Here is a 25,486-nt window from a genome sequence, read left to right on the forward strand (position 1 = left end):
GAATGTTGTCTCAACGACAAATATACGGCTTTTTTCGTTGATGAATATATTCCGTCATTTTTTTTAGAGAAAGAGAATTCAAATCAGGGAGATGTTTACATGTTGAATTGTTGAGATGTTTAGTTGTTGAGCTGTTTAGGTGTTTAGGTGTTTAGTTGTTGAGATGTTGAATTGTTGAGATGCTGAATTGTTTGCTGAACGCTGACTAACTGACTGCTGTAAGAGCCCTGAAAGGGCGTGTTAATTCAGCCCAATGTGGAGCGAAGCGGAGCGTTGGGGAGAAAGGCCACCCCCTCAGTGGAGGGCTGAAAGCCTGAATTAATCAGCGTTCGTAATTTGTAATTCGTAATTCCCCTACCTTTGTCATTCAGAGCGAAGCGAAGAATCTCTTTTCCGTTACTTTTGGCTTGACCCAAAAGTAACCCAAAGGTCAAGGCTTCGTGCGCTTCACACGCCTTCGCGACGCTTGCAGGTCGGAAAATCAGGTAACTCGCTTCGCTCGGACAGCCTGATTTTCTTTCGCCCCGCTCGCTGCTCCGTCGGCTCACCGCCCGAGGCCCATGGACGAACGCCAAAGACGTTCGGTCTGTTCCCCCAACACTGCGCTTTGCTCTTCCCCCCTTTGAAGGGGGGCTGGGGGGATGTTCCTCTGCGTTCGGATTCCGTGTACCCGGCAAATAACCAATAACAATTGACAAACAGCCCTGAAAGGGCGCGTTAATTCAGCCCAATGCGAAGCGTTGGGAAAACAGGCGCTCCCCTCGTCGGAGGGCTGAAAGCCTGACGTAATCGTTAGCGTTCAGCCATCAGCAAACAACGTTCGGTATGCCGCGTAGGGGCGAACCTCTGTGTTCGCCCGTGATGCCGTTGATACGGACATCCCCCTTTGAAGGGGGGAGAGCGAAGCGAAAGGGGAGAGGATGAAGTATTGGGTTTGTTTATTAAACGGATTGTAATACCTTTGCAATCGAGTATAAATATTAATGATAGAAGATCATGATGATGAAAAAGATGAAATGGTTTTTATTCGTTGCGGCATTGCTGGCAGCGCCGGCTATGCAGGCACAGTTGCGCTTCGGCGTGAAAGGCGGGGTAAACATTGCTTCCGTAAAGTTTAATCAGGATGTGATTGATTCGGAGAACATCACCGGATTTCATATCGGCCCGATGATTGAGCTGATGATTCCTGTAGCCGGTCTGGGGGTCGACGCCGCGGTGGTATACAGTCAGAAAGGATTCGGATTGAATGATAAAGGATACCGGAACGATTATGTCGATGTGCCCGTCAATCTGAAGTACAAGATTATGTTACCGCTTGTCAAACCTTACGTGGCGGCCGGTCCGTATGCTTCGTTCCGCGTGTCGGGCGACAAGCTCAGAAACATCCCCGGAAGAGTGACGGATCAATTGAAGGCCCAGAGTTTTGCCGCAGGGTTGAACTTAACGGCCGGTGCTGAGGTGTTCGATATCGTACAGGTGGGATTGACGTACAGTCTCGGGTTGACCGACAATTATAAGACATACAAGGTCGATAACGATCTTATGTCTTATATCGGTAAGCCGCACACGTGGATGATCTCGGCTGCCGTATTCTTCTAAAGGAAGATTCCCTCCGGAGAACGTATGAAATATGCGGATGTCATCCTGCCCTTGCCTTTGGCACAGACGTACACGTACGCGATCCCCGAAGGTATAGCGTCGCAGGTGTTGCCCAGCGGCAGGGTGATTGTTCCGTTCGGGGCCAAGCGTTACTATACGGCTATCGTACGGGAGGTGCACGAGCGTCCTCCCGACGATTCGTATGCGGTCAAATCCGTTTTTACCGTGCTCGATGAAGCGCCTGTCCTTCACGAGCGTCAATTGCATTTCTGGGAATGGATGGCCTCGTATTACCTTTGTGCGTTAGGCGATGTGTATAAAGCGGCTGTTCCTTCCGGCCTGAAACTCGGAAGCGAGACCGTCGTTTCGCTTTGCGACGATTTTGAGGCTTCCCGTCCTCTGTCGCCCAAGTCGCAAACGCTACTCGATGCGTTGGCGGGAGAGGGAAAGCCGCAAACAGTGGCAGAGATTGAGAAGAAAACCGGCCTGCACAACCTGATTCCCGCGTTGACGCAACTTGTGAAGCAGGGAGCCATAACCGTTCGCGAAGAACTTAAACGCGGCTTCGTGCCCAAGACGGAAATCTACCTGCGTCTGTCTTCCCTGTATGAGAAAGAAGCGGATCTCGTCTCAGTGTTTGAATCGTTGAGGCGGGCACCGAAGCAGGAGAAGCTGTTACTCTCTTTCCTCGACGAAACGAAACCCTTTCGGGGAGAAGGCACACCCGAAATCTCCCGAAAAACGTTACTGAAAACAGCTGGTGTCGATCCGTCGGCGCTGAACGGGCTGTTGCGGCGTGGGGTGATCGAGGCGTACCGGAAAGAGGTCAGCCGGTTACATCTTACGTCGGCTCTGCATCCGCCCTGTCCGCTGAGCGCGGCACAGCAAGCGGCGTTTACCTCGATCAACGAGACGTTCGCGACGAAAGCCGTTTGCCTGTTACACGGAGCGCCGTCGTGCGGAAAAACGGAAATCTATCTGCATCTGATCCTTGCGACGTTGCGGGAGGGGCGGCAGGTCTTGTATCTGTTGCCGGAGATTGCCGTTACGACACAGATCACCGAACGGTTGGCGCGGGTGTTAGGCCAACGTCTGCTGGTGTATCATTCCGGGCTCTCTGACGCGGAACGGGTGGAGGTGTGGAATAAGCTGCTTGAGGCCGACGAGCCGTTGGCGGTAGTGGGAGTACGTTCGTCGCTGTTTCTGCCGTTTTCCGCTCTGGGGCTGGTCATTGTGGACGAGGAGCAGGAACCGTCGTATAAGCAGCAGGATCCGGCGCCCCGCTATCACGCGCGCAATGCGGCCATTATGCTGGCCTCGATGCACGGCGCCCGCACACTGCTCGGCTCGGCTACGCCTTCGCTCGATTCGTTTTATAATGCGAAGACGGGAAAATACGGGCTGGTCACGCTGCGTGAACGTTATGGCTCAACGTTAATCCCGCAAATTCATATCGTCGACGTGAAAACGTTGCGACGCAAAAAAATCATGAAGGAGACGCTGTTCTCTCCGTTGCTGCGCGAAAAAATCGATGAGGCGCTGACGCACGGACGGCAGGTGATTTTGTTTCAGAACCGGCGCGGTTTCGCTCCGATGCTGGAATGCAAGGCGTGCGGTTATGTGCCGCACTGCGTGAACTGCGACGTGACGCTCACGTATCACCGCAGCCGTCACCGGCAAGTTTGCCATTATTGCGGTTATTCGCAACCTGTGCCGTCGCGTTGTCCCTCGTGTGCGAGCGCCGAGGTCAAGATGGTAGGCTTCGGCACGGAGAATATCGAAGAGGAGATCGCCACCTTGTTCCCTGACGCCGCCACAGCGCGTCTCGACCTCGACAATGCCCGTACGCGTCGTGCCTACGAGCGTATCCTGACCGATTTTGAAGAGGGGAAGACGCAGATCCTGATCGGAACGCAGATGCTCTCGAAAGGATTGGACTTCGGGAACGTCAGCGTGGTTGGGGTGCTGAACGCCGACAGCCTGATGAACTTTCCCGATTTCCGCGCTCATGAGCGGGCTTTTCAGCTGATGATGCAGGTGAGCGGACGCGCAGGACGGCGTGCCGGACAGGGAACGGTTATCATTCAGACGTCACAGCCTCAACATTCGCTACTGCGCATGGTACAGACCTTCGACTACGACGGGATGGCGCTCTCGCAACTGACCGAGCGCAAGCAATACTGCTATCCGCCTTATTGCCGCCTGATCACGGTCATCATGCGGGCGAAGAACGAATCGACACTGAACCGGTTCGCGGCCATGTACGCCGAGCGGTTACGAACCGATTTGGGGACGAACGTCATCGGCCCCTTCGTACCGCCGATAGGTCGTGTCCAGACGTTGTTTGTGCGCCGGATTATGTTGAAGATACCGCTTTCGGTTGCCGTGAAAGACGTGCGTCACACGCTCGAAGCCGCTCATGCGGCGATGCAGCAGACACCGTCGTTCCGTCAGGTTATTCTGCATGCCGATGTTGATCCGCAGTAGGAGCGGAACAGCATTTGTCATCCTCGATACGGAATTTCTTGTGCGTTTTTATCGTGTACATGATGCTAAAACACATTGTTCGCTGCAAATTGTTTTTGAAGGGCGCGTGAGACGATATTTTTCGTACCTTTGTGCGGAAAAAAAATCAAATATAATAATATAATGAGAAATAATTTAAGTTCACAAATTACGTTGACGCGTATACCGGAAAGATACTACAATCCGGAAAATGCTTACGAGTACACTTCGCTGACACGTTTCGAGAAGATACGGACACACATCTATGCGACGATGGATGAAGGTTCGGCAGCGTTGGCTAAAGAAATCGCCGACGAGATCAGAGAAAAGCAAAAGGCTAAGAAGAAGTTCGTCATGGCTATACCGGGCGGACGTTCGCCGCACACGCTTTTTCAACACCTCATTCAGATGCATAAAGAGGAACAGCTGAGCTTTAAGAATGTGATCGTTTTTTTGCTTTACGAATTTTATCCGCTGACGAATGCGGCGAACAGCAACTTGCATCAGTTGCAGGAAGTGTTCCTGAATCATGTGGATATTCCGAAAAAGAACATCTACAGCCCGGATGGCTTTATGAACAAAAACGATATCTATGAGTTCTGTCAGAGCTATGAGCAGAAGATCAACGAATGCGGAGGCATTGATTATATGCTGCTTGGTATCGGACAGGGAGGCACGGTCGGTCTAAACAGTGCCGGTACGTCGGTTGCCTCACGCACGCATTTGGTGCTGATGGACGACACGTCGCGCAAGGAGTCGGCGTTGTTGTTCAGCTCTATCGAAAACGTGCCCGCGGGCGTGATCACGATGGGACTCGGTACGATTATGGATGCGAAAAAGGTCGTGCTCATCTCGTGGGGTGAAAATAAAGCCAATATTATCCGCAAAACGATCGAAAATCCGGTGACGGATGCTTTGCCCGCTACTTGCCTCCAGCATCATGCGAATGCCAAAGCGGTCATCGATCTCTCGTCGGCTTGTGACCTGACACGTATCAGTCATCCGTGGCTCGTGACGACCTGCGAATGGGACAACAAACTGATTCGTCGCGCCATCGTTTGGCTCTGTCAGTTGACGAATAAACCGATCCTCAAACTTACCAACAAGGATTACAGTGAACACGGGCTCGGCGAGCTGCTGGCGCTCTACGGGTCGGCCTACAATGTGAACATCAAAATATTCAACGATATTCAGCATACCATCACCGGATGGCCGGGCGGAAAGCCGAATGCCGACGATTCGAACCGTCCCGAACGTGCCGAGCCGTATCCCAAGCGAGTGATCCTCTTCAGCCCGCATCCCGATGACGATGTGATCTCGATGGGCGGAACGTTGCGTCGTCTGTGCGACCAGCATCATGACGTGCATGTGGCTTATCAGACATCGGGCAACATTGCCGTAGGCGATGAGGAAGTGATCCGGTATTGCGAATATCTGTGCGATGTATGTGATAAATATTCGCCGAAAGACAAGACGATCCGGAAAAAAGCGGAAGAGATCATACAGTATCTGCGCTACGACAAGAAAGAAGACGGCAAGCCCGAACGTCCCGATGTATTGTTTATGAAGGGTACGATCCGTCGTGAAGAAGCGCGTCACGGATGTCGTTATTCGGGAGTCAAGGACGAGCATGTACATTTCCTCGATCTGCCATTCTACGAAACGGGTCTGGTGAAGAAGAACCCCATCAGCGAGAAAGATGTGGAGATCATTAAGAAACTCTTGCTCGAAGTGAAGCCGAATCAGATTTTTGTCGCCGGCGACTTGGCCGACCCGCACGGAACGCACAAGGTGTGTCTCGATGCTGCGTTGGCTGCGATCGATGAGGTGAAAGATCAGAAGTGGATGAAGGATTGCCGTATATGGATGTATCGCGGGGCATGGGCGGAATGGGAGATGGACCATATCGAGATGGCCGTGCCGATCAGTCCGGAAGAGTTGCGTTACAAACGGAACGCGATTCTCAAGCATCAGTCGCAGGCTGAAAGCGCACCGTTCCTTGGCGATGACGAACGCCTCTTCTGGCAACGCGCCGAAGACCGTAACCGTGCGACAGCCGAGCTGTACAAACAACTCGGTCTGGCTTCGTATGAGGCTATCGAGGCGTTCGTGCAGTATATTCCCATCCGGTAACGTAAGTTCCCGAATCGGAAACGAACCATAAACGATAACCGAAGTGTTGAAATTCGTAAAAGATTGGATGCTTCCGATCGCAATGATTACAGGCGCGCTGGCTCATCAATGGGTCAGCCGCCTTTCTTTTTTGACTCCTTACCTGATTTTTACGATGCTGCTGCTCACGTTCTGTAAGATCTCGCTGAAGGATATTCGCTTCCATCCGGCACACCTCTGGCTGCTGGTGATTCAGCTGGTCGGGAGCGCGGCCGTTTACTGCCTCCTGCGTCCGTTCGACGCTGTCGTGGCGCAGGGAGCGATGCTCTGCATGCTGGTACCTACGGCGACAGCGGCGGCCGTGATTACAGGGATGCTCGGCGGCAATGTCGGCTTCCTGACGGCTTATCTGCTGTTCTGCAACATGGCTGTGGCCGTCGCTGCCCCCGTCTATTTCACCTTGACCGGCGTACATGGCGATGAAATGACGTTTATGCAGTCGGTATGGTTTATCTGCCGGAAAGTCTTCCCGCTGCTTATTCTCCCCCTGTTTGTGGCGTTGGCCGTTCGGAAATGGACGCCTCGGGTACACCGTCTTTTGCTGAGAATGCCGCGTATGACCTTCTATCTCTGGGCTGTTGCCCTGACTGTAGTGACAGGTATCACCGTTCAGTTTATGCTGAATCAGGATAATGTCGACTATCAAACGGAATACGGTTTGCTGGGTGTGTCGCTCGTTTTATGTGTGTTGCAATTTATACTCGGTCGTCGTATCGGCCGTTATTATGGCGATCCGGTGTCGTCGGGGCAGGGGCTCGGGCAAAAGAATACGATCCTTGCTATCTGGATGGCACAGACGTATCTGCATCCGCTGACGGCGATCGCGCCTTCGGGGTATATCCTGTGGCAAAATATGATCAATAGCTGGCAGTTGTGGAAAAAAGGAAAGAAAGACAAATAAACGAACCGGCGCATTTTTTACTTCAATACTTCTTTTATGAACTCGTTGCCATTGAGCAACGGGTATTTTCCATGCTGCACGGAAAATTCATCGTAGCGGGTTACCCTGTCGGGTGTTATTCCGGGACGGTAGATCAGAAAAGGAACGGGCGTATCGGTGTGTGTACGCAGAGCGCATGGGGTAGGGTGGTCAGGCAGTACCGCGACCGTGACGGGAACATCCCATTGACTCAGCACTTCGAATAAAGGCTTGATAATCCGGGAGTCCAAGTCTTCGATGGTGCGGACTTTCAGTGCTGCATCGCCTGCGTGTCCGGCCTCGTCGCTCGCTTCGATATGCAGATATACGAAGTCGTGCGTTTGCAAGGCTCGGATAGCTGCTTGTGCTTTGCCCTCGTAGTTCGTGTCATGTCTGCCGGTAGCTCCTTCGACGCTTATCACGTCCATGCCGGCATAAGCTCCGATACCGCGAATTACATCGACGGCCGAGATGACGGCGCTTTTTCCCATGCCATACAGCTGTTTGAATGTCTGCATGGCCGGGCGATATCCCGGTGACCATGGCCAGATGCTGTTGGCCGGCTCTTTCTCTTCGTTGATCCGTCGGCGGTTGACCGGATGATCCGGCAGTATATCTTGCGATTTCCGAATCAGTTCGTTGAGAAGGGCCGCTGTTGGGCCGGCTTCGGGTGTTTGAGCCCTGACCAAAGCCGGGCGAAACGGAAGCGAGAGGATGTTATGGGGAGGTGTACAGTCGATCCGTTTGTCGCCCTTTTTGATGACCAGCAGATGCCGGTATGACAAGCCGCGATAAAACCGGATGTTTTCATCGCCCAGCTCGTTGTTAAGAAAGGTGATGAGCTGTTCGGCTTCTTCGTCGGCGAGGTCTCCTGCCGAATAACTTTTCAGCCGTTCTCCCTCCACGCAGAGCAGGTTACACCGCATGGCCAGTTCGTCCGGTCGCAATCGTATTCCCATACCGGCCGCTTCGAGCGCGCCGCGTCCTTCGTAGACAGCCGGGAGGCTGTAGCCTAATACGGACAGATTGGCTACCTCGCTGCCCGGCGCAAAGCCATCGGGAACTGTACGCAGGCTTCCGGTCACTCCCGATGCTGCAAGCCGGTCCATATAAGGCGTTCGCGCATATTGCAACGGCGTGCGATGTCCCAATTCGGCTATCGGCTCATCTGCCATACCGTCTGCGAGGACAACGAGATACTTCATTTTGCCTCAGCGGATGTTCGCGATGGAGATGATGTCGGCAAACACGCCGGCAGCCGTTACGGCCGCTCCGGCTCCGTATCCTTTGATGATCATCGGATAATCATGATAGCGTTCGGTCGAGATCATGATGATGTTGTTGCTGCCTTCGAGTTCGTAAAACGGATGGTGGCTGTCTACCTCCTTCAGTCCGACTTCGCAAGCCCCTTCTTTCATACTGGCAACGAAGCGCATCCGTTTGTTCTCGGCAGCGATTTTCTTGCGTTTTTCTTCGAAGGCGGCATCCAGTTCCGGAATATGTTCCCAGAAGTACTCTACTGTATTGTTGAAATATGCTTCGGGAATGAAGGAGGTTATTTTTACTTCCTTCTGTTCGATCTTGTAGCCGGCTTCGCGCGCGAGAATCACTAATTTACGGATCACGTCCTTGCCGCTCAGGTCGGTGCGCGGATCGGGTTCGGCATACCCGGCGTCTACGGCCATACGGATCGCCTGGCTCAGCGATATGTCTTCGCTGACCGTGTTGAAGATGAAGTTCAGGGTGCCTGAAACGACAGCTTCTAACCGGAGGATGTGGTCGCCGCTGTTGATCAAATTGTTCATCGTGTTGATGATGGGCAGGCCCGCACCCACGTTCGTTTCGAAAAGGTATTTTACATTGCGTTTGCGAGCGGTATCTTTCAGCAGTTGGTAAATTTTCTGTTGCGAGGAGGCCGCGAGCTTGTTGGCTGCCACGACGGAGATATTATTGTCTAGCAGCTTTTCGTAAAGCGCTGTGATTTTCTCGCTCGAGGTGCAATCGACAAAGACAGAGTTGAAAATATTCATCCGGATAATCTCATCGTACAATGCTTCGGGCGAGGAGGGGGTACCCTCTGTCTTTAGCTCTTTAATGCACATTGTCAAATCCAACCCTTCGCGATTCAGCAACATGCGTTTGGAATTGGAGATGCCGACCACATTGATTTTTAGTCTGTTTTGTTTCATCAGCTCGGGTTGCTGCCGTTGAATCTGTTCCAACAGGTGACTACCTACCGTTCCGATACCGACGAGGAAGAGGTTAAGTACCTTGTATTCCGAAAGGAAGAACGAATCATGGATGGAATTCAACGCCTTACGTAACGACTCAAGTTTGATGACGAACGAGATGTTCGTTTCGGAAGCTCCCTGCGCACAGGCTATGACACTGATACCCGCACTTCCGAGCGTACCGAACAGTTTGCCGGCCACTCCGGGGGTATGCCTCATGTTCTCACCTACGATGGCCACGGTCGCCAGTCCTTTCTGAGCAATCGTCGGATTCATTTCGCCCTGTGAGCGTTCCAGTGCGAACTCATCGTCGAGTACACGTACAGCCAACTCGGCATCCTCATTTTTCACGGCAAATGTCGTGTTGTTTTCCGAACTGGCTTGCGAGACCATGAACACGCTGATTCCGTTTTGTGCCAACGCTTTGAAAATACGTCGGTTAACTCCGATGACTCCGACCATACCCAGTCCCTGTACGGTGATCAGGCAAGTGTCGTTGATCGACGAGATACCTTTGATCATGCTCTTCAGCTTGTCGGCGTGCGACTCTTTCGAGATATACGTACCCGGAGCTTCAGGGTTGAAGGTATTGCGTATACGGATCGGAATATTTTTGCGGAGTACGGGATAAATCGTTGGCGGATAAATAACTTTGGCACCGAAGTGGCAAAGTTCCATCGCTTCGGTGAATGAGAGACGGTCGATGACGTATGCGGAGTCGATGACGCGTGGGTCGGCAGTCATGAATCCGTCGACATCCGTCCAGATCTCCAGGATCGATGCATTCAGCGCCGCAGCCAGAATGGCAGCTGTATAATCGGATCCGCCACGGCCGAGGTTTGTCACTTCGTCGTTTTCGCAGCTCGATGAAATAAATCCGGGTACAAGTGCCACCTGCGGAAGCGATTGGAACGTTTCCTTGACCCGTTGGTTGGTCTGTTCGAAATCGACGATATGCTTGTTGAATTGCTTGACGGTCTTGATAAATTGACGCGAGTCATATAGCTTGGCATCCTTGATGATATGAGCGATGATCAACGACGAAAGTCGCTCGCCGTAGCTAACGATCGTGTCCGACGTTTTAGGAGATAAATCTTTGATGAGAAAGACACCTCGGAAAATATTCTCCAGCTCGTCGAGCGTCTCCACTACCAGATTCTCTACCTTTTCCTGTGCAGCTTTCGGCACAACGCTTTCAATGATGTTGCGATGACGTGCAACGATTTCGGCAAATTCCTGCTGATAGGCCGGATCTCCTTTCGACGCAAGCTCAGAGGTTTTCAGGAGTTTGTCGGTGATCCCGCCCAATGCGGAAACGACAACAATAACCGGCTCTTCAATGGCTTCGACAATCTTTTTGACACAGCGGATACTTTCTGTCGAACCGACCGACGTGCCACCGAATTTCAATACTTTCATTTATGTATGTAATCTATTATTTGTTAAACCTAAATCAAATCGCAAAGATAGAGGTTTTTTAGCTGAAAAGAGACACCTGGTTTTGAAAAATACGGAGTAAGCAAATCAATCTCTGTTTGATGAATAAACCTATCCTTTGGAGGATGGTGTCGTTTCTCTAATGTGAGACATGGATTTTTCAGGATCGGTATATTTTGCTCCGACAGATAGAAGCGTTCGTACGGCTAAAGATAACGATGGTTATAAATCTTTTAGCAGAATATCCTTGCTGGGCAGGTAAAGTTCTTGTCGTTTATCGAGAAAGGTATGCCATTCTTTTCCGAATGTTTCGTCTGTATCAATCTTGAAGTTTTCCGATCCGTGCTCATCGATTTTTCGCAGCAAGAGTCCTACGCTAATCTGATGAATGTCGAAAGCCGGCTGATAATGAACAATACGCTCGTCGTCTTCGTAATTGACTTCAATCAGAATGCCTAACTCGGTGAGTAGACAAAGGATTCTTGTAGTGAGGCGGATAGGTATGCGGTATGACTCCGAAAGCTCATCGGCCGTGTAGGGCTTCTCTCCTTGTTCGAAGCGTTTTACGATTAGCGTAGCGATAAGGATAGCCAAAAAGTCGTGATACCGTCGACTGATATTTTTGCTGTCGCGTTCGAAGCTGAACTTTTTCACGTTCTGCGAGGCATAAACGATCTCGGCGCCGAACAGGCAGATCAACCACGACACTTGCAGCCATAGCATGAGTAAAGGAAGGGCGGCAAAGCTTCCGTAGATAGCGTTATATTTGCTTACCCAGATCTGTCCGCTGATGTAGAAATTCTGGAAAATCTGAAAGACACATCCAACGATGGTCCCGGCCACCAACGCATTGAGAAAGCGTACCTTCGTATTGGGAACGAAGATATAGAGCAGCGTGAAGAACAAACTGATGATTACGTAAGGCAACAGGCTGAGCGTCAGATCGGCAATCGGGGTTAGGAAAATAAATTCGTTAAGGTAAGAGTTTCGAATCGTTGAAATGAAGATCGAGAGTCCGCTTGAGCAGGTCATCAGCACGGGCAGAATGACAAACATCGCCATATAGTCGCTAACCTTGCGATGCCACGGGCGATCTTTCTGTATCTGCCAGATGTCGTTGAAGGTGCGTTCGATCGTCGAAATCAGACTGATAACAGTGTAAAAGAGGAGGATAAGTCCTACTCCGATAAACAAGCCTCCTTTGGCCATGGAGAGGTAATTTTCGGCAAAATTGAGTGCCTTATCGATTTGAAACGATTGGCTGGGGAAGAAGTCGTACAGCCCTTTTCGCACGGTGTCGCGAAAGCCGAATCCGCTTGCTATGCCGACAATGACGGCCAATAACGGGACAAGGGCTAATAGCGTGCTGTATGTCAGTGCTGAGGCGCGTGTCTGCAAATTCTCGCTTCTGAAGCCGCGCACGGCCAGAATCACGGTCTTGGCCACGTAAATATAGGATCGGCGTAACCCGCTCATTTCGTTGTCGGCTACCCTCCAAATATCGTAGGTGACGAAGCGAATCAATGATGAAATTGCCTCGCTAATTCGCGTGATGAGCGATTTTTTAGTCGTCTTATTATCCGGCATCGTTATGCTGATGTGTTGTTTATCGTAAAAAAAGGCAGCCGACCTGTAAGCCGGGTTCTGTACTCCGTCACCCCGAAAAGAAAGACGAAGCGTCTGTCATTTATCTTGGCTTACCGTCGCCGGCAAACTCTTTGCAGTCTACCCCCCGACATCGGACGAGCCGCCCTCTATCGTCGGTATACATGACCTTACAACCCATCAGACGTACGGACCTCCCGTATTCCGACGGGAGCGGTAAGCTCTTACCTCACCTTTTCACCCTTACCTCGCCTTACGGCGCGGCGGTTCTTTTCTGCTACGTTACTCTGCCCTCGCAGACAGCTTCCCGTTAGGAAGGATGGCGCCCTGTGTTGCCCGGACTTTCCTCTCATCCCCAAAAGAATAAGCGACAGACCGGTCTGCTGCCAAAAGACAAAGATAGTGGAAATAATCGATTCAACGCATTTGGGTCACTAAAAAAACAGAACAACCGCATCAAAAGATGGATTGTCTTTGAGCTATGAAAGAACATGAATCCTTATTATTTACATGCTTCCGATCAGCAGGTTGTGGGTTGTTGCAAGCATAAGTTAAGCGATATTTTAGTTATAGCATTAGCCATTTATTTGTGTGGGGGCAAGAACTATGTTTCTATCGCCTGAATCTGGCACAAGAGACTCCGGATAACAAGGAAAACGAAATTACCGTTGTGTTAAAAGTGTCAGACAATCTGGTGATCAAAGGGGCTATTGACTATCGTGATGCGATAGGGACACAGACCGGCACTGCTGAGCAAATTATCTCGGCAGAGGCTGAGTACGTCTTGTGCCTGAAAGAAAATCACAAGCACTTGTTTTTAAATACCCGGGATGCTTTTACCGGGAAAGACACACGTTTTGTTTATAGCATCTTTGATAAAGCTCATGAACGAGTGGAGGAACGTGCCTCCACGCTAAGGATAGAGGATGTTTTCGAGCCTGATGAATGTAAGATGTGGCTCAATCTGCGTGCTCTTGTACAGTTTCTGAGCGTATCTCCACCTTTTCCGGTGGTTCTCAAGGCTGCTCTAAACATGAACTACTTGAAAGAACTACTCAGAACTTGATGTGATTGCCCTGAGGCGATCTCTGAAATCACAAACTTTTTATGTAGTTTTGCGCAACTTACGCAAAAGAGTGTTTTGCACAATTTGTTTATGCGAAGATCCGATGCGTCTGAGGATATTATTTTGAACAAGATAATGATATGAGATTGCGAGATATAGCGGTGATAGGAGTATGGTTGCTGACGGCTTGCCGGCCGGAACGGCCGGTGACTTCATCGATCATCATCGATCTGGAAAAACCTTCGCAGCCTGTACAGGAAGCGCTGTATGGCGTGACGCTGGAGGAGATGAATCACGCGGTAGAGGGTGGAATTTATGCGGAGATGATCCGTAACCGCAGTTTGGAGGATGGGGCTGTACCTTACGGTTGTTCGTACGATGCGGCGCGGAATGTCATCGTCACGCCGGCCGGTTGGCAAATTCCTTTTGTTTCACCTTACATCATTCCGGGCTGGCGGCCGCTTTCGTCAAATACTTTGCTGACGATCGATACGCATGATCCTTTGAACGAAGATAACCGTCGTTCGCTGTTTGTGCAAGTCGCCTCTTCGGGAGGATACGGAGGGGCTGTTGCGGAGGGATTTCGCGGTATCGCGCTTGTTCGGGGCGAGCAGTACGATCTGTCGTTCTACCTGCGCGGCAGGCATGGGCGGAGCATTTCGGTTGCTCTGCGCGACACGTTGGCCGGCCGGCTGCTGAGCAAACCTCATGTCGTGTACATGCCGGATGTCTGGACGCACTTCCGCCATACCTTTACGGCGACGGACAGCACCCGCAATGCGACGCTGGTATTTGAAGCCGACAGCGGTACATCGTTCTACCTCGATGTCGTTTCATTGTTCCCTAAAAAGACGTGGAAAGAGCGTTCGAACGGTCTGCGCGCCGATCTGATGGAGGCGGTAGCGGGACTTTCGCCGGCGTTTGTCCGATTCCCGGGCGGGGCTTTTGCCGAGAGCTATACGCCTGTCATGATTCCCGACTGGGAGGGGACTGTCGGCCCAATCGAGTCGCGCAAACCGCTCTGGAGCATCTGGGGCTATGGCACGACGAACGGCGTCGGTTTCTATGAATACCTTCAACTGTGCGAAGACCTGAACGCTCGACCGATATATATAATGAATGCCGGTGTGTTGAATCAGCGTTATCGTTCCCGTTACGAAGATATGAGGAATATGGGGTTATTGGCTCTTCGAGCGGCAGGTGCGGTGGCGTATGCAAACGGGCCGGCGACTGATCCGGAGGGCGGAGGCCGCCGTGTGGCTCATGGACATGCCGCACCGTTCGGATTGTCGGATGTGGCTTTCGGTGATGCGAATTACGATGAAGAATATGCCTGTCGTTATCGTTTTCTGAGGCGCGCACTCAGGGATACGTTTCCGCAGGTCGCAGTTATGGCAAGTGACTCGGCTGCGGTTCAGGATCTTTATGCGGATCGGATTCATACACGTTATCTGATGAATGCCGATCAACTGATGGCCAGTAGCAGCTGTTTCGAGACAAAGAGCAGAAGTTTGCGCAGAGCCGGACTGTTCGTGGGGGCTTTCGGTGCGGCTTGGGGACATGAGGGCGGTACGATGCGTGCGGCGGTGGGTGAAGCGGCTTTTCTCGTCGGGGTCGAACGCAGTCCGGCACATATCTGCGGCATCTCCTATTCACCGTTGCTGGGGCATGCGGGCTTCCCTCTGAACGGTACGCCGGCCATCCTCTTCGATGCGTCGCGTGTGGTTAAAACGCCTTCATACCATGTCTTGGAGATGTTTGCCGGTCACCGAGGGAAAGAGCTGCTGGTGACGGAAGTGAACACTTATCGCAAACCGTTTGTGACTTGCGGCCGGGCATCGGTCGTTTTTTCAGGCGATGAATTTGAAACAGGTGAAATAACACTGAATGGAGCGGTACAGTCGATCATCCCGGAAAAAGAGGAATCGTCGGGTGGTGTGAAATATATGCAATTGGGCGACTCAATGAATTGCAATTACACGCTCTCAGCCCGTATCCGTCCGCTAAAGAAGGGTGCAACCATGCGATTGCAGATGCGTGACAACGGCTTGACCGACGAGCGACGCAGCGCGATTGCGCTCGTGCTGACCGACAGTACCGCTCTACTCTATCGTTATGCCGGAACAGTGCGGCAACCGCTCACGGAAGCCGTTTCCCTGTCGCTCTCGAAGGATGCGTGGAGCACGGTACGGATCGAATGCCGGGACGAGACGATCCGCTGCCGGATTGATCAGGTTGAACTGCCCGATGCGACGCTGCCGTTTATCCCTTCGCTGCTTTCGGTGGCTACGTACGATCCGGATACAAAGACGATCATTCTGAAAGTTGTCAATACGACAATGCATGAAGAATGGACCTCGTTGGACGTGAAAGGTCGGAAAGTAGAAGATGAGGCCGAACTACTCCAGCTCTCGGCGCGTCCCGAAAGCCGTAATACCTTCAAACATCCCGATGCGGTGAAGCCCGTACGACAGACGATACGCTTTCCAATGCAACGCCCTATACGCTACGGATTTCCCCCCAACTCGGTAACGATTTTCCGACTGAAGGTGAAAGAGTGAACAGCCCTCTTTACTTTACTCATCCGGCTTATGTAGTGCGCATTCGATGCCTTATTCTTCACCGTTTCGGAACCTTCTTTTTTAACACTTGAAGGAGGTATGTCCAAACAACGTTTGGACATACCTCCTTTGATTCTACAAAAGTAGCAGACGGATGTTTACATCTTACTACTATAGGATCATTCGTCTGTTATTGTCCTTTCGACGGGTTTTGGTCAGCTTCTGAAATGGCTTCGTTATTAGCTAGTTCAAGCTGCGGAATCTGACAGATGAACCGGTAATCGTTCGAAGGCAGGGTTGCTTTGGGTTGTACGTCGGAGGCATTGTATCCGTCCAGATGCATGAGTCCCCACGGGAAATGTCCTGACGGGTTGGTCGTTGTGCTGCCGTAACGCAATAACGGTTTTTGCAGGCGCAGCAAGTCATACATTCCTGTGACGCCTTCGCCCAACAGTTCTTTACGCCGTTCGGTGTAGATGGCTTCCAGCAGGCTGTTCTTGTCGGTCGTGTTGGTGAGGGCACCGACCTGACGGGCTTTCTGCAATGTCGTCAGATAAGAGAGCGCTGTGGTAGCATCTCCCAGGTTCGCGGATGCTTCGGCCATGATCAGCAGCATTTCGGAGCTACGCATCAACGGAAACTCAGGGTAGCTTTTCCCTTGTTTGGCTCCGTTGGCATCTCCGTAATATTTGAACTTGTTGTAAGCCCATTTGGCAGCCGTTTCTTTGTTTCCGTTGGCTGTGCGGTGCCAGAACATCACGTTCTTGATGTCCGCGTCTTTCACGCCGGTCGTCTGTTCGTTTTTGAATCCGCGATAATCGGAGCCGTCGAAGAGCGCCACATAACGACTGTCAACAAACAAATTGATGAAGCTGTAAGTGGGACCGTCGGTCATTCCTTCGCCATAACTCGGGTCTTGATTGTACCAGTAGTTGAATTGTGTATTTGATCCTATGTTTGTCAGGTTCGTATATTTCAGTCCCCATACGAGTTCTTTGCATCCGTCACTGATCAGGTTATCGAATCCGCTATACCATTCTTCTTTAGTCATCAAGGTCGCATGTTTTTCGTAAACGCTTTTGGCTTCGGCCAATGCGTTTTGCCAGTCTCCCATTACCTGATACACGCGTGCCAGGACACCGGCAGCCACATCGGCATTGACGCGGAACATTTCGTCGCGCTGATATTGGGTCAGGAGGGTCTTGGCTGCTTTCAGATCGGAAACAACCTGCGCATATCCTTCCTTCACCGTAGAGAAGGCTTTGTTGGCGGGATCGGCCGACGAGGTGCGGAGAATCACGCCTCGTTTTTCTTTTGCGATGGCATACGTCTGCTGATAATTCATCAACAGATGGAAGTAGCATATTCCGCGCATGGCCAGACACTGTCCCTTGATGACGTCTTTTTCGGCATCAGTGCCTGAGGCAGCAGGAAGCGCATCGATGATGACGTTAACCTGATTGATCGTCTTATACATGGTAGACCAGATTTTACCCGAATAAACACTGGATGCTTCCGTACGTTCCGGAGCGAAGCGGTAGCTGTTTTCCGGCGAACCACCATAGTTCGTGGTACTGATGATGTCGGCACCGCCGAGGTCGTAATACATGCAATACCCGGGCAGTCCTGCGTAACAGGCTTCGTTCTGGCTCGCACCACCTAATCCTCCGTTTGTTAACATGTAATGATAAGCTGATCTCAACACCATGTTCAGTCCGGTAGTACTGGAGAGTACCGTTTCTTCGCTTATGGCCGTTGACGAGTTGGTCGTCAGTTCGTCCGTACAGTTACTCAAGGTAAAGACACAGGCGGCTACGACTGCTATTGTTTTTTTGAATTGATCTATTTTCATTTGTTTTCGGTTTTTGATGTTAAACATGTTCATTTCTGTTCATTGGTTTCAGAAAGTCACTTGAATACCTGCCATGTACACTCTTCTCGAGCCTTGTATACCGTTGTCGGTGTTGGCATTTCCGTTATAGTTGTTTCCCTGTACGCCTGTTTCGGGTTCGGTATAGCGTGCGGCAGCCGGTCCGAAAGTGAGCAAGTTGTCGCCGGTAATGTAGATACGGGCGTGTGAGATACCCGAGCGGTTCATCAGCGTTTTGGGCAGGGTATAGCCGATCGTCAGGTTTCTCAGACGGAAATAGTCGTTGTTGAACAGATAAAAGTCGGAAGCACGGCGGGTGTCTCCGTAATTACTGGCCGACCAGCGCGGAAACTTGGCCTGATCGCCGGGTTTCATCCACACGTTGCCTTCTACGAGGTCTTGTATGATACCTACGCCGTTACGTACTGTTGTACGCTCGAGATAGACGTAGTCGAACATTTTCGAGCCGAAGGAGGCGTACCACATGAACGAGAAGTCGAAGTCACGGTATTTGAAGCTGTTTGTCAAAGAGCCGAATGCTTTCGGGATAGAACTGCCTACATACTGATAGTCCGACGTTTTGACTTCGGAATAGTTTTCTGTTGTTTTCCATCCGTTATTACCGTCTTTAATCCAGTAGCGCATATTGCCGTTGTCCGGATTGACGCCGGCATTCTTTGCCATATAGAACTCATAGATTGATTTTCCTTCCTCGATTTTGTATGTAGCCACCCGATTGGAGTACGTATAAGCGCCTCCCGGCAGATAGGTTACTTCGTTTTTAAGGGTAGAGAAGTTTGCGTCGATATCCCATTGGAAGTCGGAGCTTCGGAGTACGGAGGCAGAGAGCGTAAACTCGAATCCGCTGTTGCGTACGTTTCCCAAATTCGTATTGATACCTTCGGCGTTGCCCACCTGCGCCGAAAGCGGGAGGCTTTTGTAGTAAAGCAGGTCTTTGGCATCGCGCGAGTAATATTCGATCGTACCACTGAGCCTGTTGAAGAGGCTGAAGTCAAGGGCTGCGTTGAACTGCTGATTTTGTTCCCATTTCAGATTGGGGGTGGCGACGGAGGTTGGTTTGTAACCGGCCTGGCCGTATAAATCGTCGGAATCGTAATAACCTTGGTAGGCATACAGGATTTCTCCTCCCATGGCCGAACCATTACTGGTAGAGCGAAGAATCAGTTTGTCGTTACCCGATGTACCGTAGCTGGCTCGCAGGGCTAAGTTATCCATCCATTTCACGTTTTGCATAAACGATTCTTTCGAGATACGCCACGAACCACCTACCGAGAAGAAGTTTCCCCAACGGCTTTGTTTGCTGAAGCGTGACGAACCGTCGCGACGGAACGAACCTGACAGATAATATTTATTGTCGAAATTGTATTCGGCTTTTCCGAAGAACGAGAGGAGGGCATAGCGGTTACGATATGAGCCGACCGACCAGTTCTTGGTCGTGGATGAAAGCTCGTATTGTCCTAACTGCATGATCCCTTCGCCCGAAGCGGTGCTGTATTGGCTGTTGTGTGAGTAGAACTCATGTCCGAGCAGTACGTTGAGTTCATGTTCGTTTAAACTTTTGTCCCACGTCAGCAAGTTGTTCCATGTCATGGACGTATTTTTATAATGGGTTCGTGTGGCGCTACCGCCGTTCGTCATGGTTGTCACGCCGAAAGGTTTGAGTTGTCCTTCCCCATGAACGGCCGAGCTGTACTGGTAGATGTTCGTCGACACGGCGTCGATGTTCACGCCTGTTTTAAATTTCAAATCGAAAGGCAGTTTCATATCGGCGTAGTAATGCGTCGTCAAGATACCTGCTTCGTTGTTATCGAAACTTTCGTCGTTCGGATTATTCCAGTAGTCACCTCCGTTATTCAGTACGTGGATACCAAAGAAATTCGAGCTGTTGACACCGAAATCATACATTCTCCGACCCGTTTTTTGCGAATAGTACCAGTCGGTATTGTCTTCGTTACGCAGCCATGGCGAGTTAAGCGTGTTGGAGAAGACCAGTGCACGGTTAGCTCCCGATACGTTCTGTCGCGAGCTGCTGTAAGCGAGGCTTCCGCTTAGTGAGAGCCATTTCGTAAGTTCCGTAGCCACGTTTACGCGGAACGAATAACGTTTAAAATATTGACTGTTGGCATATCCCTTGTCGTCCAAATACGAAACGGAGGTATAGTAGTTCGTCTTTCCGTCGTTGGCCATGCCGCTTACGTCGAACGAATAATCTTGACGCAATTTGCGCGAGAATACGGCGCCGTACCAGTCATAATCACTCTTATCCCAGACCATCTCCAGTGCCGGGTTGATACGTTCGTTTCCGTTACCGTCGTGCAATACGTAAGGTTCATTGATATGCTTGAAGGGGGTGACATAAACAGTCTCACCTTTCGAATTGACGCGCGGGTTGACCATGTGCGGTAAGAGCGTCGTAGACGCATAATCACCGGCTGCCTGTGCCGTAGCGCCGTTCACATAGAACCGGTCGTTGTAGATGGCGCGCCACGTGTTTGTTAGTTGGTGATAAGGATCGGCCTTGACAGGGTTGGCTACGGCATTGTCCGAAGTACCCAATGCTGCGCGGAAATGAATCGTCGGACGGCTGCTTTTGCCCTTCTTCGTAGTAATCACCACTACGCCGTTGGCTGCACGCGAGCCGTAAAGCGAGGAGGCCGCCGCATCTTTCAAAACGGTCATCGACTCGATATCGCTCGGTGAAATAGACGTCAATTTACCGTCGTACGGCATCCCGTCAACGATATATAACGGTTCGCTTTTTCCGGACATCGAGCTGATACCTCGAATTTGTACCCGCGTATCGCCTCCGGGGTTCCCTTCGTTGTTCGTAATGTTTACGCCTGCACTCATCCCTTGTAGTGCTTCCACAAACCCCGATCCCGAGATTTTTTCTAACTGGTCCGATTTTACCACACTGGCCGATCCGGTAAATGACGATTTCTTCGCCGTTCCGTAAGCCACCACAATCACTTCGTCGAGCAGTTCGGCATCAGTACGCATCACGATTCGCAGCTCCGGACGCGCTTCTACTTCCTGCGTCTTCATACCCATGTACGAAACCACAAGCACCGAAGGTGAAGGTGCCGACAGCGTGAAAAGGCCATCGGCATCAGTAATCGTACCCTTGTCTGGCGCGTGTTTTAACCGGATGCTCGCACCGATCACCGGTTCGCCCGTTTCGTCTACTACACTCCCCCTGACTTGCATAGCCGTCTGGGCGGTCATGATCCCTGCATACCAAAAGCAGAGAGTCAAAATAAAAATTAGTTTTCTGTTCATTGATTGAAAATAAAAAAGACTGTTTAAAATAATATAATTGTGATAATGTAAGATACGCAAGATGTTGTGTCTCTATTGAAATGTTGTTTTCATGATGTTTTTGATAATTATTTATCGTTTTTTGCCGCGCAAAATTATAAAATAATTGAAGATGCGGTTGTCAAAAGTGTAAATAAAACAAAAAATAACGTTTTTTTAATTCTCGGGATGCTTCGCATTCTTCCGGATATTGACAAGAGTATTTTTTTAAAAAAGAGGCTATTTAATTATTATAAAAGGGGACCGGCAAAAAGTATCTTTCGGCACACCTTTTCTGAAGAGGGAATAAGAATCCGTGAGGTGTAAGTGACGTAGCCGGATCCTTTTATTTCTTCGCGAAGAAGGTTCTTCTTGCGGAATCGTAACGGTATCTTTCTGTAACCTGATACAGGTAAGCATGATAACTACTTTCGTAACTTTGTTTGTGTTATTTACGTATACCGATATCTTTTTCATTTTGATATAAATGTAAATATGCCGACAAATATAAAGAACCCTTATCATCTCCGTTTGTCCCTGAAAACAGGTATTTCTCCTCAGGCAAACGAATGAAAACAATATGCTTAACCTTGATGATAACTGAAGGCATAGAAATTATTGTCTCCTTGTGAACTTATTGTGCGGTTCATTTGTTTACATTTGTTTACTTATGGAGTTGTTTATTGTGAAAATTAACTATCATGGCAACAACCGAGAAAAACAAAGTAATGGTGGAATGGTATGACCTTTCCATCACCGACCGAAAAACCGAAAAAATGATTATTTTGGAGACTAAAAAGTCCTTTAAAAATATCGTATCTATGAGTTCGAGCATATGTTGAATGTATAAAGTCGAATCAATATATTAGTCTGTCGGGGCGGTTGTAGATATGCAAATTATTGCGTATCCATAACGAATACGCCATATATTGCGTACCGGGTTGTATCGGAAATCCGTTTAAAATTGGCAAAGAATAACATAACAAGGATGTATAGTCATAGAAGTATTTTGAAATTCGGTTCGCCGGATGCTGCGACCGACCTGTCCCGTCTATTGAAGGACGGATATGATATTTTGACCTGCAGGTTTTCGATTCAGCAAGGAACCGGTCAAAACGGAAAAGTTACGACAAGGGTCTTTGTCAGCGCGATAGAAGTGAACTTGTCACAATTTCCAACCATCGAACTGTTGGAATGGGGATTGCAATCACGCAGATACGTCGATGGGGTGATTGTGGTATTGAATGAGGAAAATATTCCGGTGGAAAAAATCATTTTCAAAAATGCGGCATGTACGAAGTTTGAAATCGATTATGTCCATTCGGGAAAATCGTATATATCTACGAAGCTGGCTCTTCAGGCAGAAGAGTTAATCGTAGGAGGAGATGTCCGAATAACGAATGAATGGATTTATGATTAAGAGGAGATAGAAGTATGTTTACCTTGGCTTTAGCACATGTAGAGTCTCATCTGATGGTCGATGGGAAAAAGTATGAAATAGAGAAGTTCAACATCTCGTTTTCTCAGTGGGTCGATCACAAAGGACAACCGCAGCATGAAGAGAGAGGCGGACGGATGGTGATCGGCTTATCACAGGTGGTGGATAGAAATCTGCATGCCTGGGCGAAAGATTCGACGCTGTTGAAAAACGGAACGGTGATCTTCCATACAGAGATCGCTCAGGCGGCCATACGGGTCGAGTTTTTCAACGCTTACTGTATCGGCTTAGACCGAGAGACCGGCTCGAAGACGGGAACGATGACCACATTGACCCTCTCGCCCGAGAGAGTCATTATCAATGGCGTAGAACACAACAATTTCTGGAGTAAATAAAAAATGTAAAGGACTTGTGTCATGAGAATTATATCGAAAGAAGATTATTGTTATTTAGTGACAAACGGTTGCCCTTGTGAAGGCGACTATGTAGACGGGTTGGGCATAGCCGGGAGCGATACCGTTCAGGTCAGGTCTTCCCATCCGCGCTATCCCAACGAAAAGGCGTATGCGATCCTTCGCGATACGACGTTTTTTCATACCGTGCGACTGCCGACTATTACGCCGATCGTCAGCCCCTCGGCTCCCGCCTATGTACACGAAAACTTAATGGAGGTGTTGAAGAAGATCGCCCAACCCGCTTTTACACCTGCGGCGAGAGAGATGGCCAATCTGCTGCTCAAAAAATGTCAGGAGCGGAAGGATGAGCAGAAAAAGGCGATGAAAGACAAGATAAAGGATAAAGAAGAAATAAAACGGAGGGCTGCCGAAAAAAACAAACCCGTAAACCTGAAAAAATCAATGATATCGATGCTGAAATCCAAAAACTCTCCGACGAAATCAAGGAATACGAGCAGGTGGAATACGAGATTGGCGTACTGGCAACGTCTAATCAGACGTATCATGTAGAAACTGGGCCGATCCCAGGCAATAACCCGGATGTGAAATATTACGGAGAAGCAAAATTTGAGGACAAAACAGGCGTCTTCGTGATCCGTTTGGTAAGTAAAAAGATGATTTCGTTTGCTCACGAACTGAAACATGCCTATCAGTTCGAAACGGGAAAATTTAGCTCTCCTTCCCGCATATCTAGGGATAAAAATACGGGAAAAATAAATGGATATACTTTCGGAATGTATGATAAGGAAGACGAGTTGGAGGCTTTTGCCCGCGGGCAGCTTTTCGGCGGACAGGGATACGACAACAAGGTATACGAATTCCTCCCCGAAAGGAAAGATATCGAACAACATGCCATTAGGGATACGGCAACCGTATCGATCAACAAAGCAGGATATGCTCTTGATTATCGGATTATGAATGCCGATTATATCACCGAATGTGAACGTAAACTAAAAGACCCGCTTACACCAATGGAAAAAAAGAGAGAAATATGCGAAGAATTGCAAGGATTCGCAAATGCTTATGATATTTCTTTTCGCTGCAATGGTGTTACATATCGTAAAAAGAAATAATAGAAAAACAAAAATGCCTTATATTAAAATTATTCTATGCGCTGGATCAGTGTTTCTCGTCGCTTCGTGTAGTTTGTTTCGTCCCAAGATACATTTGTTTGAATTATACGCTCCTTATTGTGGAATTTCGCCAGAGGATACAACCAAATACAGAGATGATGAAATTCTTCAATATATCTATCGTTATCAGCAAAATGATACACTGTTATATGATTATGGATGTACTTTTGAAAGACGTGAATATATACCTTTAATCAAAATATGCGGGGATTCTTGGGGAGGAAAACTTTATACTCATTATGCTCCTTCTTCTCGTTCGGGCGTATTTGGAATGAATATTGAGGAGCGCCATCCGGAAAATATCGAGCTGCCGGGAGGCGATGTATTGCCTTTATACAGGTTTCAGATCGATACGGTTATCCGCTACCGGTATATGACCTCCAATGAACGGAAGGAAGAGGTGAACAATGATCTATACAGGTTAGCCCGTGAATGTCGTGTTTCATATAGAATTTGTGATTTTTATACAGAAATTATGACTATTTATTATGAGGCTGCATACCATTATTACGACAAATGGGATGCAAGTATAAATGCTTTATATTGTTATTGTGTCGAGGATGAGGTATTGCCACTAACGTCAGATTTGGGTATGTGTTATTTCCCCGTAGAGAAGGCGAAAATCGATTATTATGTAAAAAAGAGGTTGATGAAACGTTTTCTGGGATTTTGCAAAATTGAAAGAATACCGATAGCCTCCCAATACCTTCAGGAAGTCGATACGGCTTTATTGGCTTTGCCTACGAAGCATTTTATACGTGAGTTCTTGCGAACGGAGCAGTTGGATTGCCTGGACGGAAAAACGTTTCCCCTGCCCAAAAAACAACCCCATGCCCCTCCGGAAACAGCAATCCCGTAGATACGCAATTCATTGCGTATCTACAACCCAATACTTATATATAGATCGTAAGATGAAAATGTTTGATTGTAAAATTCTTCTATGCGTCGGGGCTTTGCTTTTTGTTGCTTCGTGCAGTTTGTTCCGGCCCAAGATACATTTGTTTGAATTCGATAAATGTCCGATGATAGCACCGTATGATAGAACAATATACGGAGACGACAGGATTATGCAGGATGTCTATCGTTATCAGCCAAATGATACGTTATTATACGAATACAGATGCGTTTTTGAAAGACCTGAATACAGCACTTTAATCAAAATATGCGGGGATTCGTA

At 49.3% G+C, this 25,486-nt stretch carries 17 protein-coding genes and 1 other RNA gene; 11 read left to right on the top strand and 7 right to left on the bottom strand.

Annotated features, from left to right (window positions below; translation table 11 throughout):
- Positions 1 to 245: 245 nt before the first annotated feature.
- On the bottom strand, positions 246 to 575 hold the full coding sequence (locus tag ACTTKA_RS02720; protein ID WP_442723874.1) for a hypothetical protein: 330 nt from the start codon (positions 573 to 575) through the stop codon (positions 246 to 248).
- A 421-nt stretch (positions 576 to 996) separates the two neighbouring features.
- Here ACTTKA_RS02720 and ACTTKA_RS02725 point away from each other — a divergent pair, with 421 nt between their 5' ends.
- The 4 genes from ACTTKA_RS02725 to ACTTKA_RS02740 all read left to right on the top strand — a co-directional run bounded on the left by ACTTKA_RS02725 (position 997) and on the right by ACTTKA_RS02740 (position 7,177).
- On the top strand, positions 997 to 1,599 hold the full coding sequence (locus ACTTKA_RS02725; protein ID WP_442723875.1) for a porin family protein: 603 nt from the start codon (positions 997 to 999) through the stop codon (positions 1,597 to 1,599).
- A gap of 24 nt (positions 1,600 to 1,623) precedes the next feature.
- Complete coding sequence (gene priA / locus ACTTKA_RS02730) at positions 1,624 to 4,086, top strand: replication restart helicase PriA (RefSeq protein WP_442723876.1); 2,463 nt, start codon at positions 1,624 to 1,626, stop codon at positions 4,084 to 4,086.
- Positions 4,087 to 4,248: 162 nt separating this feature from the next.
- Positions 4,249 to 6,237, top strand: coding sequence for a glucosamine-6-phosphate deaminase (locus ACTTKA_RS02735; protein ID WP_442723877.1), 1,989 nt, complete (start codon positions 4,249 to 4,251; stop codon positions 6,235 to 6,237).
- 43 nt (positions 6,238 to 6,280) lie between these two features.
- Positions 6,281 to 7,177: a bile acid:sodium symporter family protein gene (locus ACTTKA_RS02740; protein ID WP_442723878.1), complete on the top strand. Its 897-nt coding sequence runs from the start codon at positions 6,281 to 6,283 to the stop codon at positions 7,175 to 7,177.
- Between the two features lie 17 nt (positions 7,178 to 7,194).
- Here the strand turns inward: ACTTKA_RS02740 and ACTTKA_RS02745 are convergent, their stop codons facing one another.
- The 4 genes from ACTTKA_RS02745 to rnpB form a co-directional block, all read right to left on the bottom strand.
- Positions 7,195 to 8,400, bottom strand: coding sequence for a cofactor-independent phosphoglycerate mutase (locus ACTTKA_RS02745; protein ID WP_442723879.1), 1,206 nt, complete (start codon positions 8,398 to 8,400; stop codon positions 7,195 to 7,197).
- A 6-nt stretch (positions 8,401 to 8,406) separates the two neighbouring features.
- A complete protein-coding gene (thrA, locus tag ACTTKA_RS02750) occupies positions 8,407 to 10,845 on the bottom strand; it encodes a bifunctional aspartate kinase/homoserine dehydrogenase I (protein ID WP_442723880.1) in 2,439 nt (812 codons plus the stop codon).
- Between the two features lie 240 nt (positions 10,846 to 11,085).
- The gene (locus ACTTKA_RS02755) at positions 11,086 to 12,450 is read right to left on the bottom strand and encodes a YihY/virulence factor BrkB family protein (protein ID WP_442723881.1); all 1,365 of its coding nucleotides are present in this window, start codon (positions 12,448 to 12,450) and stop codon (positions 11,086 to 11,088) included.
- Positions 12,451 to 12,480: 30 nt separating this feature from the next.
- An RNA gene (rnpB, locus tag ACTTKA_RS02760) (RNase P RNA component class A) lies at positions 12,481 to 12,855 on the bottom strand.
- 202 nt (positions 12,856 to 13,057) lie between these two features.
- Here rnpB and ACTTKA_RS02765 point away from each other — a divergent pair.
- Positions 13,058 to 13,534, top strand: coding sequence for an ISAs1 family transposase (locus ACTTKA_RS02765; protein ID WP_442723882.1), 477 nt, complete (start codon positions 13,058 to 13,060; stop codon positions 13,532 to 13,534).
- Positions 13,535 to 13,674: 140 nt separating this feature from the next.
- Positions 13,675 to 16,095 carry an alpha-L-arabinofuranosidase C-terminal domain-containing protein gene (locus tag ACTTKA_RS02770; RefSeq protein ID WP_442723883.1) on the top strand — a complete coding sequence of 807 codons (2,421 nt, stop codon included), beginning with the start codon at positions 13,675 to 13,677 and terminating at the stop codon, positions 16,093 to 16,095.
- Positions 16,096 to 16,285: 190 nt separating this feature from the next.
- On the opposite strand, the gene ACTTKA_RS02775 is transcribed toward ACTTKA_RS02770, so the two are convergent.
- Together ACTTKA_RS02775 and ACTTKA_RS02780 are read right to left on the bottom strand one after the other, a co-directional pair.
- Positions 16,286 to 17,947: a RagB/SusD family nutrient uptake outer membrane protein gene (locus ACTTKA_RS02775; RefSeq protein WP_442723884.1), complete on the bottom strand. Its 1,662-nt coding sequence runs from the start codon at positions 17,945 to 17,947 to the stop codon at positions 16,286 to 16,288.
- Between the two features lie 48 nt (positions 17,948 to 17,995).
- Complete coding sequence (locus ACTTKA_RS02780; protein WP_442713367.1) at positions 17,996 to 21,265, bottom strand: SusC/RagA family TonB-linked outer membrane protein; 3,270 nt, start codon at positions 21,263 to 21,265, stop codon at positions 17,996 to 17,998.
- Between the two features lie 1,006 nt (positions 21,266 to 22,271).
- On the opposite strand from ACTTKA_RS02780, the gene tssD (ACTTKA_RS02785) reads away from it, so the two are divergent.
- The 5 genes from tssD (ACTTKA_RS02785) to ACTTKA_RS02805 are packed head-to-tail and all read left to right on the top strand — an operon-like array spanning position 22,272 to position 25,168.
- Entirely contained in the window at positions 22,272 to 22,703 is a 432-nt protein-coding gene (tssD, locus tag ACTTKA_RS02785) for a type VI secretion system tube protein TssD (RefSeq protein WP_442723885.1), read from the top strand.
- A gap of 14 nt (positions 22,704 to 22,717) precedes the next feature.
- Positions 22,718 to 23,116 carry a type VI secretion system tube protein TssD gene (tssD, locus tag ACTTKA_RS02790; RefSeq protein WP_442723886.1) on the top strand — a complete coding sequence of 133 codons (399 nt, stop codon included), beginning with the start codon at positions 22,718 to 22,720 and terminating at the stop codon, positions 23,114 to 23,116.
- A gap of 21 nt (positions 23,117 to 23,137) precedes the next feature.
- Positions 23,138 to 23,686, top strand: coding sequence for a hypothetical protein (locus ACTTKA_RS02795; protein WP_442723887.1), 549 nt, complete (start codon positions 23,138 to 23,140; stop codon positions 23,684 to 23,686).
- Positions 23,635 to 24,249: a hypothetical protein gene (locus ACTTKA_RS02800; RefSeq protein ID WP_442723888.1), complete on the top strand. Its 615-nt coding sequence runs from the start codon at positions 23,635 to 23,637 to the stop codon at positions 24,247 to 24,249. The genes ACTTKA_RS02795 and ACTTKA_RS02800 overlap by 52 nt, the downstream gene beginning before the upstream one ends.
- Positions 24,250 to 24,262: 13 nt before the next feature.
- Positions 24,263 to 25,168 carry a hypothetical protein gene (locus ACTTKA_RS02805; protein ID WP_442714930.1) on the top strand — a complete coding sequence of 302 codons (906 nt, stop codon included), beginning with the start codon at positions 24,263 to 24,265 and terminating at the stop codon, positions 25,166 to 25,168.
- The last annotated feature ends 318 nt before the right edge of the window (positions 25,169 to 25,486 follow it).

The organism is Tannerella sp., assembly GCF_052170195.1.
In the GTDB taxonomy this organism is placed as follows: domain Bacteria; phylum Bacteroidota; class Bacteroidia; order Bacteroidales; family Tannerellaceae; genus Tannerella.